This window comes from Streptomyces sp. NPDC050448, assembly GCF_040655295.1.
In the GTDB taxonomy this organism is placed as follows: Bacteria; Actinomycetota; Actinomycetes; order Streptomycetales; family Streptomycetaceae; genus Streptomyces.
Genome location: NZ_JBFAJR010000012.1, coordinates 172,712 through 185,618, shown reverse-complemented (window position 1 = coordinate 185,618; position 12,907 = coordinate 172,712). Strand labels below are relative to the sequence as shown.

Annotated in this window: 14 protein-coding genes; 6 read left to right on the top strand and 8 right to left on the bottom strand. The window is 71.4% G+C overall.

The genetic code is table 11. From position 1 onward, the window contains the following. Window positions 1-8 precede the first annotated feature (8 nt). Window positions 9-572: a peptide deformylase gene (def, locus tag AB0I68_RS17285; RefSeq protein ID WP_363178133.1), complete on the bottom strand. Its 564-nt coding sequence runs from the start codon at window positions 570-572 to the stop codon at window positions 9-11. A gap of 124 nt (window positions 573-696) precedes the next feature. On the opposite strand from def, the gene AB0I68_RS17280 reads away from it, so the two are divergent. The 6 genes from AB0I68_RS17280 to AB0I68_RS17255 all read left to right on the top strand — a co-directional run bounded on the left by AB0I68_RS17280 (window position 697) and on the right by AB0I68_RS17255 (window position 6,071). After that, complete coding sequence (locus AB0I68_RS17280; protein ID WP_266938155.1) at window positions 697-1,935, top strand: MurT ligase domain-containing protein; 1,239 nt, start codon at window positions 697-699, stop codon at window positions 1,933-1,935. Between the two features lie 28 nt (window positions 1,936-1,963). Further along, window positions 1,964-2,692, top strand: coding sequence for a glutamine amidotransferase (locus tag AB0I68_RS17275; RefSeq protein ID WP_363178132.1), 729 nt, complete (start codon window positions 1,964-1,966; stop codon window positions 2,690-2,692). Window positions 2,693-2,905: 213 nt separating this feature from the next. Continuing rightward, entirely contained in the window at window positions 2,906-3,931 is a 1,026-nt protein-coding gene (locus AB0I68_RS17270; protein WP_363178131.1) for a 6-phosphofructokinase, read from the top strand. Between the two features lie 92 nt (window positions 3,932-4,023). Next, on the top strand, window positions 4,024-4,992 hold the full coding sequence (locus AB0I68_RS17265) for a cytochrome c oxidase assembly protein (RefSeq protein ID WP_363178130.1): 969 nt from the start codon (window positions 4,024-4,026) through the stop codon (window positions 4,990-4,992). A gap of 32 nt (window positions 4,993-5,024) precedes the next feature. Then, a complete protein-coding gene (locus AB0I68_RS17260) occupies window positions 5,025-5,183 on the top strand; it encodes a hypothetical protein (protein ID WP_363178129.1) in 159 nt (52 codons plus the stop codon). Window positions 5,184-5,360: 177 nt separating this feature from the next. Continuing rightward, on the top strand, window positions 5,361-6,071 hold the full coding sequence (locus tag AB0I68_RS17255; protein WP_363178128.1) for a lysophospholipid acyltransferase family protein: 711 nt from the start codon (window positions 5,361-5,363) through the stop codon (window positions 6,069-6,071). Between the two features lie 77 nt (window positions 6,072-6,148). Here AB0I68_RS17255 and AB0I68_RS17250 read toward each other — a convergent pair whose 3' ends face one another. From AB0I68_RS17250 to AB0I68_RS17220, 7 genes are all read right to left on the bottom strand, one after another. Further along, a complete protein-coding gene (locus AB0I68_RS17250; RefSeq protein ID WP_363178127.1) occupies window positions 6,149-7,813 on the bottom strand; it encodes an alpha/beta hydrolase in 1,665 nt (554 codons plus the stop codon). Between the two features lie 192 nt (window positions 7,814-8,005). Continuing rightward, window positions 8,006-8,734, bottom strand: coding sequence for an urease accessory protein UreD (locus AB0I68_RS17245; RefSeq protein WP_363178167.1), 729 nt, complete (start codon window positions 8,732-8,734; stop codon window positions 8,006-8,008). Between the two features lie 134 nt (window positions 8,735-8,868). After that, window positions 8,869-9,555 carry an urease accessory protein UreG gene (ureG, locus tag AB0I68_RS17240; protein WP_363178126.1) on the bottom strand — a complete coding sequence of 229 codons (687 nt, stop codon included), beginning with the start codon at window positions 9,553-9,555 and terminating at the stop codon, window positions 8,869-8,871. 51 nt (window positions 9,556-9,606) lie between these two features. Beyond that, on the bottom strand, window positions 9,607-10,281 hold the full coding sequence (locus tag AB0I68_RS17235) for an urease accessory UreF family protein (protein WP_363178125.1): 675 nt from the start codon (window positions 10,279-10,281) through the stop codon (window positions 9,607-9,609). 30 nt (window positions 10,282-10,311) lie between these two features. Beyond that, entirely contained in the window at window positions 10,312-12,033 is a 1,722-nt protein-coding gene (locus tag AB0I68_RS17230) for an urease subunit alpha (RefSeq protein WP_363178124.1), read from the bottom strand. Beyond that, window positions 12,026-12,337, bottom strand: a complete 312-nt coding sequence (locus AB0I68_RS17225; protein ID WP_363178123.1) for an urease subunit beta — start codon at window positions 12,335-12,337, stop codon at window positions 12,026-12,028. The genes AB0I68_RS17230 and AB0I68_RS17225 overlap by 8 nt, the downstream gene beginning before the upstream one ends. A gap of 14 nt (window positions 12,338-12,351) precedes the next feature. Further along, window positions 12,352-12,654, bottom strand: coding sequence for an urease subunit gamma (locus AB0I68_RS17220; protein ID WP_030300160.1), 303 nt, complete (start codon window positions 12,652-12,654; stop codon window positions 12,352-12,354). Window positions 12,655-12,907 lie beyond the last annotated feature (253 nt).

Sequence of the window (12,907 nt, the reverse complement as noted above, 5' to 3'; positions counted from 1 at the left end):
ACTCGCGCTCAGTTCCGACCGGCCGCAGCCGCCTGCGCGCCCCACGGTGCCTTGCGGATCGCCCGCCGAAGCCGCCGGGCGCGCAGCCCGGTGACCCGGTCCGCGTAGACCGTGCCGTCGAGGTGGTCGCACTCGTGCTGGAGGCAGCGGGCGAAGAACCCGGTGCCGGTGATCCGTACGGGCGCGCCGTCGGAGGTGACCCCTTCGACGACAGCGCGGTCGAACCGGACCGTGCCCGCCTCCAGCCCCGGCAGCGACAGACAGCCCTCGGGGCCGCGGAACTCGTCCCCGTCGGCCGCCACCAGGCGCGGGTTGACGATGTGCCCGACGTGGCGCACGTCCTCGTCGTCGGGGCAGTCGTACACGAACACCCGCTGCCCGAGGCCGATCTGGTTCGCGGCGAGGCCGACGCCCTCGGCGGCGTACATCGTCGCGAACATGTCCTCGATGAGCCGGTCGAGGGCCGGGCCGAATTCGGTGACCTCCGCGCAGGCCGAGTGGAGCACCGGATCGCCCAGCAGGCTCATGGTGCGGACGAGGCCGGCGGTACCGGGAATGGGGCGCTGTCGCATGGCCGTAAGGGTACGACGGGCGAATATATGAGGAGATCCGCGGCGCCCCGGGGGGCGCCGCGGTCAAGGCCCCGGCCGGTACTGGATAGGCTGGGGCCGACCGACGCAAGGAGGACAAGGGACGATGGCAGGCAACACAGAGCCGCTTTCGCCGCGGGCCAAGCTGGCCGTGACGGCGGGCAAGGCCGCGGCGGCGGTGTCGCGGGCCGCGGGACGCGGAAGCGGATCGGTGATCGGTGGCAAGGTCGCACTCAGACTCGACCCCGATCTTCTCGGAGCGCTCGCGCAGCATCTCGATGTCGTCCTCGTCTCCGCGACGAACGGCAAGACCACGACGACCCGGCTGATCGCCGAGGCCCTTCGGGCCAGCGGTCCGGTCGTCTCCAACGCCCTCGGCGCCAACATGCCGGCCGGCATCACCTCCGCCCTCGCGGGCGGCTCGGACGCCAAGTACGGCGTCATCGAGGTGGACGAGAAGTACCTCGCCGGGGTGGCCCGGGACGTCACCCCCAAGGTGATCGCCCTGCTGAACCTCTCCCGCGACCAGCTGGACCGCGCCGCCGAGACCCGCATGCTCGCGGAGAAGTGGCGCGAGGGCCTCTCCGGCTCCAAGGCCGTCATCGTCGCGAACTGCGACGACCCGCTCATCGTGTGGTCGGCCTCGTCCTCGCAGAACGTGGTGTGGGTCGCCGCCGGCCAGGAGTGGAAGGACGACGCCTGGTCGTGCCCCTCCTGCGGTGGCGTCATGCAGCGCCCCGGCGACGACTGGTTCTGCGGCGAGTGCGGTTTCCGGCGCCCCACCCCGAGCTGGGTGCTGTCCGGGGACCACGTGCTGGACCCGCACGGCTCGGCCTGGCCGATCCACCTCCAGCTGCCCGGCCGCGCCAACAAGGCGAACGCCGCCACCTCGGCCGCCGTGGCCGCCGTCTTCGGCGTCCCGCCGCAGGTCGCGCTGGAGCGCATGTACCAGGTGCAGGCCGTTGCCGGCCGCTACGACGTGGTCAGCTTCCAGGGCCGTGAGCTGCGCCTGCTGCTCGCGAAGAACCCGGCGGGCTGGCTCGAAACGTTTTCGCTGATCGACCCGCCGCCGACCCCGGTGATCCTTTCGGTGAACGCGCGCGGCGCCGACGGCACGGACACCTCCTGGCTGTGGGACGTGGACTATCCGCGTCTGGCCGGCCACCCGATCTTCGTGATCGGCGACCGCAAGCTGGACCTGGCGGTCCGTCTCGAGGTCGCGGGCCTGGACTTCCGGGTGTGCGAGACCCTCGACGAGGCCGTGCAGCTGGCACCGCCCGGGCAGATCGAGCTGATCGCCAACTACACCGCCTTCCAGGACGTGCGCCGCCGCGTCGGCAACTAGTACTCATACCTCCAGAGGACACAAGAGCATGAGCGACAACAGCCTGCGTCTGGTGTGGGTCTACCCCGACCTGCTGAGCACGTACGGAGACCAGGGCAACGCCCTCGTGGTGGAGCGCCGGGCGCGCCAGCGCGGCCTGGACGTGCAGCGCGTGGACGTGCGCAGCGACCAGCCCATCCCCACCTCGGGCGACATCTACCTGATCGGCGGCGGTGAGGACCGGCCGCAGCGGCTCGCCGCGGAGCGTCTGCTGCGCGACGGCGGTCTGGAGCGGGCCGTCTCGAACGGGGCGATCGTCTTCTCCGTCTGCGCCGGCTACCAGATCCTCGGCAACGAGTTCGTCAACGACATGGGCGAGCGCCAGGAGGGCCTGGGCCTGCTCGACGTGGTCACCGTGCGCGGCGAGGGCGAGCGGTGCGTCGGCGACGTCCTCGCCGACATCGACCCGCGCCTCGGTCTGCCCCAGCTGACGGGCTTCGAGAACCACCAGGGCGTCACGCACCTCGGCCCGTCCGCGAGGCCGTTCGCCCGCACCCGCCTGGGCCGCGGCAACGGCACGGGGGACGGCACCGAGGGCGCGTACAACGACACGGTCTTCGGCACGTACATGCACGGCCCCGTGATGGCCCGCAACCCGCAGATCGCGGACCTGCTGCTGAAGCTGGCCCTCGACGTGAACGCCCTGCCGCCCATCGACGACACGTGGTACGAGGCGCTGCGCGCCGAGCGCATCTCGGCGGCGACGCAGCCCGCGTAACACCCTCGCCGTCCGGCGTTCGGCCCGGGTTCGGCGCTGCTTCGGCCCGGATTTCCCTTGGGGAGTCCGGGCCGACGTGCGTTCGCACGACGGATCTGACCAGCATGTGGAGGATGGTTCAGTCCGGTGCGGATCCGCTTGTAGGGTGACGGGTAGTTCCAACCGGACGACGTGGTCCGGTCGTCGGCCCACGTTGCAAAGGTTCTACCTGCCATGCGCATTGGTGTGCTCACTTCCGGCGGCGACTGCCCCGGCCTCAATGCCGTCATCCGCTCCGTCGTGCACCGCTCCGTCGTCGACCACGGTGACGAGGTCATCGGCTTCCACGACGGATGGCGTGGCCTGCTGGAGTGCGACTACCGCAAGCTCGACCTCGACGCCGTGAGCGGCATCCTGGCCCGCGGCGGCACGATCCTCGGCTCCTCCCGGGTGCAGCCCGCGCACCTGCGCGACGGCGTCGAGCGCGCCCGCGGGCACGTCGCCGACCTCGGCCTGGACGCCATCATCCCGATCGGCGGCGAGGGCACCCTGAAGGCCGCGAACCTGCTCGCGCAGGCCGGCCTGCCGATCGTCGGCGTTCCGAAGACCATCGACAACGACATCGCCTCGACCGATGTCACCTTCGGCTTCGACACCGCCGTCGGGGTCGCCACCGAGGCCCTGGACCGGCTGAAGACCACCGCCGAGTCCCACCAGCGCGTGATGGTCGTGGAGGTCATGGGCCGCCACACCGGCTGGATCGCCCTGCACTCGGGCATGGCGGCCGGCGCGCACGCCATCGTCGTCCCGGAGCGCCCCTTCGACATCGCCGAGCTGACGGCGATCGTCGGCGAGCGCTTCTCCGCGGGCAAGCGGTTCGCGATCGTCGTGGTCGCCGAGGGCGCCAAGCCGCGCGCCGGCTCCATGGACTTCCAGGAGGGCGGCACCGACCAGTACGGCCACGAGCGCTTCGCCGGCATCGGCAACCTGCTCGCCGTCGAGCTGGAGCGGCGCCTGGGCAAGGAGGCCCGCCCGGTCATCCTGGGCCACGTCCAGCGCGGCGGCACGCCCACCGCGTACGACCGGGTCCTGGCCACCCGCTTCGGCTGGCACGCGGTCGAGGCGGCGCACCGCGGCGAGTTCGGGATGCTGACCGCCCTGCGCGGCACCGAGATCGAGATGGTCCCGCTCGCCGACGCCGTGCAGACCCTCAAGACGGTCCCGGCGGAGCGGTACGACGAGGCGCAGACCGTTCTGTGATGTTTCCCCCCTTCTGAGACCGCCCCCGGACGAGTTCGCGTCCGGGGGCGGCACTACTGTGGTGGGGCACCACGGGTCAAGGGAGTGAACAGATGGATCACAGCGGTCACGGCATGGACATGGACATGGACATGAACATGGACCTGCCGCCGTTCACTCTCGGGCGCGGGCTGGAGTTCTCCTTCGACGCCTTCTTCCTGATCGGCTCGCTCGTGGGCCTCGGCCTGTACCTGTGGGGTCTGGTGCGGCTGCGCCGGCGCGGGGACGACTGGCCGCTGGGCCGGACCATCGCCTTCGCCTCCGGCGTGCTGAGCGTCGCCCTGATGATGTGCACCAAGCTGAACGACTACGGCATGGTCATGTTCAGCGTGCACATGGTCCAGCACATGGTCATCAGCATGCTCTCCCCGATCCTCCTGCTGCTCGGCGCGCCGGTGACGCTGGCGCTGCGCGCGCTGCCGCCCGCCGCCCGCGGCCACAAGGGACCGCGCGAGCTGCTGCTGATGCTGCTGCACAGCCGCTACATGAAGGTGATCACCCACCCGGTGTTCACCATCCCGATGTTCATCGCCAGCCTCTACGCCCTCTACTTCACGCCGCTCTTCGACTTCCTGATGGAGAGCAAGGCCGGGCACATCGGCATGATGGTGCACTTCCTGGCCGTGGGTCTGATCTTCTTCTGGCCGATCATGGGTGTGGACCCGGGCCCGCACCGCCCCGGCTATGTGATGCGGATGCTGGAACTCTTCGCCGGCATGCCGTTCCACGCCTTCTTCGGCATCGCCGTGATGATGGCGAGCGAGCCGATGATCAAGACGTACGCGAACCCGCCGGCCTCCCTCGGCATCGACCCGCTGCTCGACCAGCAGTGGGGCGGCGGCATCGCGTGGGCCTTCAGCGAGATCCCGTCGGTGCTGGTGCTGATCGCGCTGGTCTACCAGTGGTACCACTCCGAGCAGCGGGCGGCGAAGCGCGTGGACCGGGCCGCGGACCGTGACGGCGACCAGGAGCTTGAGGCGTACAACTCCTATCTGGCCTCGCTCCAGGCGCGTGGCCAGTAGCGGAGGAGCACCTTCGCGCGCGACCATGGGGCATGACCGGATCCGTTAAGGCGATGGCCGTCATGACCTTCGCCGCTCTGGTGGCCGTCGCCACGTACTCCGTGGCCCTCGGCAGCAACGGCTGGCTGTGGTTCGGCTGGGTGGTCCTCGGCCTGCTGACCGCCGGCATGGCCGCGTCCAGCAAAACCTGAAGCTGTACACCCGCCTCACCTGCCGCTCCTCCGGCGAGGCGCTTCTGGCCGATTCCGATCGGCCTCCGCATGAACTCCCGACGACGCCGTCCGTTCCACAGGGCAACGGAAGGCCATGTCCGTCTGGCACCGTGTACGGCACACTGACTGACCGCCAGGTGAAGGGAAAACGCCCCGGTGTTCTACCACTTGCTCAAGCACGTGCTGCTCGGTCCGCTGCTGCGGCTGCTGTTCCGCCCGCGCATCGAGGGCCTGGAGAACATTCCGCCGGAAGGAGCCGCGATCATCGCGGGCAACCACCTGTCCTTCTCCGACCACTTCCTGATGCCCGCCATCCTCAAGCGACGGATCACCTTCCTCGCGAAGGCGGAGTACTTCACCGGTCCCGGGGTGAAGGGGCGGCTGACGGCGTTCTTCTTCCGCAGCGCCGGACAGATCCCGGTGGACCGGTCGGGCAAGGACGCCGGGCAGGCCGCGCTGCGCGAGGGGCTGGGGGTCCTGGCCAAGGGCGAGCTGCTGGGCATCTACCCGGAAGGCACCCGCTCCCACGACGGGCGGCTGTACAAGGGCAAGGTGGGAGTGGCCGCGATGGCGCTCGGGGCCGGGGTGCCCGTCGTACCGTGCGCGATGGTCGGCACCTTCGAGATCCAGCCGCCGGGGCAGAAGATCCCGAACATCCGGCGCGTGACGATCCGCTTCGGCCGGCCGCTGGACTTCTCGCGGTACGCCGGGCTGGAGGGCGAGCGGGCCGTGCTGCGGGCTGTCACCGACGAGATCATGTACGCCGTCCTCCAGCTGTCCGGCCAGGAGTACGTCGACCGGTACGCCGCCGAGGTCAAGGCGGAGGAGGAGGAAGCACGGAAGAAGGCCCGGCGCAAGACGCGCTGAGCCTTCTCCCGTGCCGCGCCCCGCCGAACCGTGTCGTGCGGAGCCGTGCTCAGTACTGCTTCATGCCACCGCGGGCCTTAGCGAACGGCCGGCAGTTCCTCCAGCGCCGGGAGGTCGGACGCCTGGGTCTTGGCGAGCGACTTCGCGGCGGCCGGGGCCGGGGCGACCGGAGTGGCGTGCGGACCGCACTTCACGTCCGCGGCGTCGACCGTGCCCTGGAGCAGGTAGGCGTCCACCCGGGTGTTGATGCAGGGGTTCACCAGGCTGGTGACACCGTGCGAGCCGGCGTTCTGCTCGGTGATCAGACGCGAGCCGGCGAGGCGGCGGTGCAGCTCGACGCCACCCTCGTACGGCGTGGCCGCGTCACGCTCGGACTGGACGATCAGAACCGGCGCCAGGCCGTGCTTGGCACCGACCTCGATCGGCTTGCTCTGCTTGGACTTCCAGGTCGCGCAGGGCAGGTTCATCCACGCGTTGGACCAGGTCAGGAACGGGTACTTCTCGTTCAGCTTGCTGTTGTCCGCGTCCCACTTGGCCCAGCTGGTCGGCCACTTGGCGTCGGCGCACTCGACCGCGGTGTAGACCGCGTTGCCGTTCTCCGAGGTGATGTTGCCGGCCGTGTTGGACATGTCCGGGGCGATGGCGTCGATCAGCGGCTTCTCGTCACCGGCGGCCCAGGCGCTGAAGGCCTGCGCGACCGGGACCCAGGAGGAGTCGTAGTACGGGGCGCCCTGGAAGAAGTTGATCAGCTCGGCCGGACCGGCGACGCCGCCGAGCGGCTTGGCCTTGGCCTGGGCACGCAGCTGCTGCCACTTCGCCTCGACCTTGGCGCGGGTGTCGCCGAGGTGGAAGACGTTGTCGTTCTTGGCGACCCAGTCCTGCCAGTCGTTCCAGCGCATCTGGAAGGCGACGTCCTGCTCGAGGTTCGCCTCGTACCAGATGTTGTCCTGCGCCGGGTTGACGACGCTGTCGACGATCATGCGGCGCACGTGGGTCGGGAACAGGGTCGCGTAGACCCCGCCGATGTAGGTGCCGTAGGAGACGCCGATGAAGTTCAGCTTCTTCTCGCCGAGGGCGGCGCGGATGACGTCCAGGTCACGCGCGATGTTCGGCGTGGTCATGTACGGCAGCATCTCGCCGCTGCGCTCCTTGCAGCCGTCCGCGTACTCCGCGGCGAGCTTGCGCTGGGCGCTCTTGTCGGCCTCGGTGTCCGGGACCGGGTCGGCCTTGGGAGCCTTGACGAACTCCTGCGGGTCGATGCACGAGATGGGTGCCGAGTGGCCGACACCGCGGGGGTCGAAGCCCACGAAGTCGTACGCCTTGGCGGTGTTCACCCAGAGCGGGGACTGGGTGGTGACCCGGCGCGGGAAGCGCATGCCGGAGCCGCCGGGGCCGCCCGGGTTGTAGAGGAGCGCGCCCTGGTGCTCCTGCTTGGTGCCGGTGCTGACGGCACGGTCGACGGCGAGGTCGATGGTCTTGCCGAACGGCTTGGCGTAGTCGAGCGGGACCTTGACCCAGCCACACTGGATCGGGGCCGCGTAGCCCCAGTCGGCGGGGCAGTCCTTCCACTCGACGCCGGTACGGGCAGCGCGGGCGGCGGCGAGCTGTACGCCCAGCGCTTCCGGAACCGGGTTGTTCCGGGTGGACGAAGCCGCCGCGGCCGGCGGGGCCAGCAGCAGGCTCGCGGCCAGCGTTCCGGTGATGAGAGTGGCAGCGCTCCCCAGCGCTGCAGTGCGTATCACGTGGTTGTTCCCCCTGCGTCAGGCCCGGCCGAAGGAGGCCGGGTTGGTCGGGTGCAGTCGGTCCCTGCAGGTGGATCCTTTCGTCTGACCTACACCTGACAACAGAGCAAGGTCGCGTTCTTTGCCAACCCGATAACCGGAAAGCCGTGTACCGCTGAGCGGTGTCGCATTCGTCCCAGGTTTGCTCAGCGGTTACCAGGCGTACGTGCGACATGCCGCGTCGAGTACCTCGCGCAGCCGCAGCGCATCAGGTGCCAGAGCCGTCACGAGGACGGCGGGACCGGCGAGCGGGGTGACGGCCGCGAACTCCCCCAGCAGCGCGGCGGCCGGCGGCGATGCGGCGAACGCCGGGTCCACGACGAGGAGCTGACCGAGCGCCCGATGGCCCGCCAGCCCCGCCGGCCCGTCCCAGCCGCCGGGCGCCCCCGGACCGCAGGCCAGCTCCTGGTCCAGCAGCGGGATCCCGCCCCGGGTCACGGCGAGCCGGCTGCGCAGCAGGCCCGGCTCCTCCCCCGTACGGCCCAGCACCTGCTCCTCGCGCAGCAGCAGCCGGGCCGTGGGGGCGAGTTCGGCACGGGTGTGCACGCGCAGGTCGCTGCCGCGTACGGAGACCAGCGGCTCCGGCAGCCACCGCACGGCCGCGTCCTCGGCCAGGGTCAGCCGTACGTCGTACCGCGCGGGCTCACCACCGCGGCCGGGCAGCGCCAGGGTGGCGGCCGCCGAGGCCAGGGCGAGGCGGGCCCCGGGGCCGGCGGCCGCCTCCACCGTGAGGTGGTCCCCGCCGAGCGGGGCGCTCATCGCGCCGACCAGCATCACGCCGGCTTCGTCGGCGGTGCCCCGGGTACGGCGCAGCGCGAGCGGCCCCTCCCCGGCCAGCAGCGGCAGGGCGGTACCGCCGCGGCCGTCGGCGACGGCGGAGATCCGGGCGGTGGCCCGTACGCCCGCCGGAGCCGGGACGGATGGACCCGCGGCGGGCGGAGCAGGAGCGGGCGAAGCCGGGGCGGGCGGAGCAGGAGCGGGCGGGGCGGCGGGAGGCGCGGCGGCCGCCGTGGGACTCACCGGGCGGCCCAGGCGGCGATGCGCTCGCGCACCCACGCGGCCACCGGGGCCACGCCGTCCTCGCCGCGCAGCGACTGGAAGGCGACGGGGAGTTCGCCGCGCTGCTCGGCGGCGTCGCGGGCCATCCGGTCCAGGTCGGAGCCCACGTAGGGCGCGAGGTCGGTCTTGTTGACGACGAGCAGGTCGGCGGTGGTGACGCCGGGGCCGCCCTTGCGCGGGATGTCGTCGCCGCCCGCCACGTCGATGACGAAGATCTGGGCGTCGACGAGGCCGCGGGAGAACGTGGCGGTGAGGTTGTCACCGCCGGACTCGACGAGGATCAGGTCGAGCGGGCCTACAGCCTCCTCCAGCTCCTCCACCGCCTCCAGATTGGCGGAGATGTCATCGCGGATCGCGGTGTGCGGGCAGGCGCCGGTCTCCACCGCGCTGATCCGCTCGGGCGGCAGGACGGCCTCGCGGAGCAGGAACTCGGCGTCCTCCCGCGTGTAGATGTCGTTCGTGACGACGGCCATGGACAGCTCGGTGCGCAGGGCGCGGCAGAGGGCGGCGACGGTGGCCGTCTTGCCGGAGCCGACGGGTCCGCCGAGTCCGATGCGCAGGGCGCGGCGCGAGCCGTCCGCCCGTACCGGCTCGGCGCTGTGGGTGTGGCGCTGGGGGTAGGTCACGCCGTGGTCGAGGTGCATGGGGGTCTCCAGGGTGGTCGTGGAGGCGGTCGGAAAGCGGCGAGGAGGCGGTCACGAGGCGAACAGGCGCACCGGCCAGCCGGCATGGGCCTCCGCCGCGATCTCCAGCAGTGGCGAAGAGGCTGCGGGCAGTGCGTCCGGGCCCTCCAGCCGGGCCCGGTGCGCGGCCTGCACGGCCCGGCCGCAGACGGCGTCGAGCTCGGGGGCGAGGCGGGCCAGGACCCCGCTCGCCTCGAAGGGGTCCAGGCCGAGCAGCCGCACCGTCGCGGTCGCCGGCCCGCCGACGCTCTCGTACGCCGCCACGTGCGCGGCGTCCAGCGGCCCGAGCCCGGCCGCCCGGGCGGTGAGCCCGAGCACCACCGGCTGGTGCGCCCCGCGCGGGAAGGCCGCGGCGAGCGCGTCGAGTTCGGCGGCGGGCCAGGTGGCCCGGGCGGCCCGCAGCAGCTGCCGGCCCAGCCGCCGCGCCGCGGTGCGCAGCGCGGGGGACGGGGTGCGGGCGTCGGCGGCGGTGTCGAGGACCGCCGGGTCGAGCCCGAGGGCTGCTGCCGCGGCGAGTCCGGCGGCGACGAGTCCGGCCGTGTGGAGCCGGCCGCGGCAGAAGTCCTCGAGGGTGGCGGCGTCGTGGATCCGGCCCGCCTTGCAGGCGGCCTCGGCGCCGCCGGAGTGGGCGTGCCCGCCGGCGGGGAAGCGGCCGTCGGCGAGCACGAGCAGGGCGGCGAGGCTCATCGGGCTGCGCCCATCGCAAGAGGTCCCATGTCAGAACAGGAAGTATCTCTGGGCCATGGGCAGTTCCGCCGCGGGCGCGGGCTCCACGGCCTCCCCGTCGATGGTGACCGTGAAGGTGTCGGCGTCGACCACGACCCGCGGCATGGCGTCGTTGTTGCGCATGTCCGCCTTGCCCACCTTGCGGGTGTTCTCGATGGCCACGAACTGCTTGCCCAGTCCGAGCCGTTCGGGCAGTGCGTCGTCGAGCGCGGCCTGCGCCGTGAAGTTGATCGAGTTCAGCCCGGGGGCCCGGCCGTGGCTGCCGAACATCGGGCGGGGCAGCACCGGCTGCGGGGTGGGGATGGAGGCGTTCGCGTCGCCCATCTGCGCGTAGGCGATCTGGCCGCCCTTGATGACCACTTCGGGCTTGACTCCGAAGAAGGCGGGCGTCCACAGCACCAGGTCGGCGAGCTTGCCGGTCTCCACCGAGCCGATCTCGCGGGCGAGGCCCTGGGCCACGGCGGGGTTGATCGTGTACTTCGCGACGTAGCGGCGGGCGCGGTGGTTGTCGGCGGGTCCGTCGCCGGGCAGGAAGCCGCGCCGCTTCTTCATCACGTGGGCGGTCTGCCAGGTGCGCAGCACGACCTCGCCGACGCGGCCCATGGCCTGGGCGTCGGAGGAGATGATGGAGATGGCGCCGAGGTCGTGCAGGACGTCTTCGGCGGCGATGGTCGAGGGCCGGATCCGGGACTCGGCGAAGGCGAGGTCCTCGGGGACGGCCGGGTTGAGGTGGTGGCAGACCATCAGCATGTCGAGGTGTTCCTCGATGGTGTTGACGGTGTGCGGCCGGGTCGGGTTGGTGGAGCTGGGCAGGATGTTCGGCTCGGAGACCACGGTGATGATGTCCGGTGCGTGCCCGCCGCCCGCGCCCTCGGTGTGGTACGAGTGGATGGTCCGCCCGGCGATGGCGGCGAGGGTGTCGCCGACGAATCCGGCCTCGTTGAGGGTGTCGGTGTGGATGGCGACCTGGGCGCCGGTCTCGTCGCAGACGCTCAGGCAGGCGTCGATGACGGCGGGGGTGGCCCCCCAGTCCTCGTGGATCTTGAAGCCGAGGGCGCCGCCGCGCAGCTGGGAGTGCATGGCCTCGCGGGACATGGTGTTGCCCTTGCCCAGCAGGCCGATGTTGACGGGGTAGGACTCCAGGGCCGCGAACATCCGGGCGAGGTGCCAGGGTCCGGGGGTGACGGTGGTGGCCTTGGTGCCCTCGGCGGGTCCGGTGCCGCCGCCGACGAGGGTGGTGATGCCGGAGGCCAGGGCCTCGTCGATGACGGTCGGGGAGATGAAGTGCACGTGGGTGTCGATGGCGCCCGCGGTGACGATCTTCCCGTTGCCCGCGATGATCTCGGTCTCGGGGCCGATCACGAGTGCGCGCTCCACCCCGTCCATCGTGTCGGGGTTGCCGGCCTTGCCGATGCCGCAGATACGGCCGTCGCGGATGCCGATGTCGGCCTTGACGATGCCCCAGTGGTCGAGGATGACGACACCGGTGATCACGGTGTCGGGGGCGCCCTCGGCGCGGGTGGTGCGGGCCTGGCCCATGGACTCGCGGATCACCTTGCCGCCACCGAACACGGCCTCGTCGCCGGAGCGTCCGGGGCCGCCGCTGAGATCCTGCTCGATCTCGACGAAGAGGTCGGTGTCCGCGAGCCGGATCCGGTCGCCGGCGGTCGGTCCGAAGAGGTCGGCGTACGCCCTGCGGTCGAGCTCAGCCATCGAGCGGCCCCCCAATCTCGCCGCGCAGGCCCGGTACGGTGCGCAGCCCGCCCAGCGGTACGAGTTCCACGGCGACCGGGATGCCCGGCTCGAAGCGCACGGCGGTGCCGGCGGCGATGTTGAGCCGCAGCCCGCGGGCGGCCCGGCGGTCGAAGTCGAGGCCGGGGTTGGCCTCGGCGAAGTGGTAGTGGGAGCCGACCTGGACGGGCCGGTCGGCGGCGTTGAGCACGGTGAGGCGGGTGACGGGACGGCCCTCGTTGAGGCGCACCGGGCCGTCCCCGTGGACGATTTCGCCGGGGATCATGCGGGTACTCCCCTTCAGACGATCGGGTCGTGGACGGTGACGAGCTTGGTGCCGTCCGGGAAGGTCGCCTCGACCTGGACGTCGTGGATCATCTCCGGGATCCCCTCCATCACCTCGGCACGACCGAGCACGGTGCGGCCGGAGGCCATGAGCTCGGCCACGGTCCGCCCGTCGCGGGCCCCTTCGAGGATGTGCGAAGTGATCAGGGCGACCGCCTCGGGGTGGTTGAGGAGGACCCCGCGCGCCCTGCGCTTCTCGGCCACGTCGGCGGCCACGTGGATGAGCAGTCTTTCCTGCTCGTGCGGTGTCAGTTGCACTCGTACTCACCAAGCTTCCAGGACAAGATCAACGTCGCGCGGGGCCGACCCTAGCGGCCTTCAACACTTTGTTGACCTGCGCATATCCGGGCCAAGCATGTCTTGCCCAATACAGAGAAAGGCTTTCCGTCCCGAGCACCGCCGCTTTACCGGCAGATGGGTGATCATTGACGGAAGGCCGTGGCCGCCATGGTAGGCGCGGCACTTTTCCGCCGCGTTAACCCACGTTTCAGGGAGCCACCCGGTTCAACTC

Excerpts from the sequence above, each read along its gene's own strand:
- def (WP_363178133.1), bottom strand. The coding sequence starts at position 572 with ATGCGACAGCGCCCCATTCCCGGTACCGCCGGCCTCGTCCGCACCATG.
- AB0I68_RS17260 (WP_363178129.1), top strand. The coding sequence starts at position 5,025 with ATGACCGGATCCGTTAAGGCGATGGCCGTCATGACCTTCGCCGCTCTG.
- AB0I68_RS17265 (WP_363178130.1), top strand. The coding sequence starts at position 4,024 with ATGGATCACAGCGGTCACGGCATGGACATGGACATGGACATGAACATG.
- AB0I68_RS17235 (WP_363178125.1), bottom strand. The coding sequence starts at position 10,281 with ATGAGCCTCGCCGCCCTGCTCGTGCTCGCCGACGGCCGCTTCCCCGCC.
- AB0I68_RS17230 (WP_363178124.1), bottom strand. The coding sequence starts at position 12,033 with ATGGCTGAGCTCGACCGCAGGGCGTACGCCGACCTCTTCGGACCGACC.
- AB0I68_RS17280 (WP_266938155.1), top strand. The coding sequence starts at position 697 with ATGGCAGGCAACACAGAGCCGCTTTCGCCGCGGGCCAAGCTGGCCGTG.
- AB0I68_RS17270 (WP_363178131.1), top strand. The coding sequence starts at position 2,906 with ATGCGCATTGGTGTGCTCACTTCCGGCGGCGACTGCCCCGGCCTCAAT.
- ureG (WP_363178126.1), bottom strand. The coding sequence starts at position 9,555 with ATGCACCTCGACCACGGCGTGACCTACCCCCAGCGCCACACCCACAGC.
- AB0I68_RS17275 (WP_363178132.1), top strand. The coding sequence starts at position 1,964 with ATGAGCGACAACAGCCTGCGTCTGGTGTGGGTCTACCCCGACCTGCTG.
- AB0I68_RS17225 (WP_363178123.1), bottom strand. The coding sequence starts at position 12,337 with ATGATCCCCGGCGAAATCGTCCACGGGGACGGCCCGGTGCGCCTCAAC.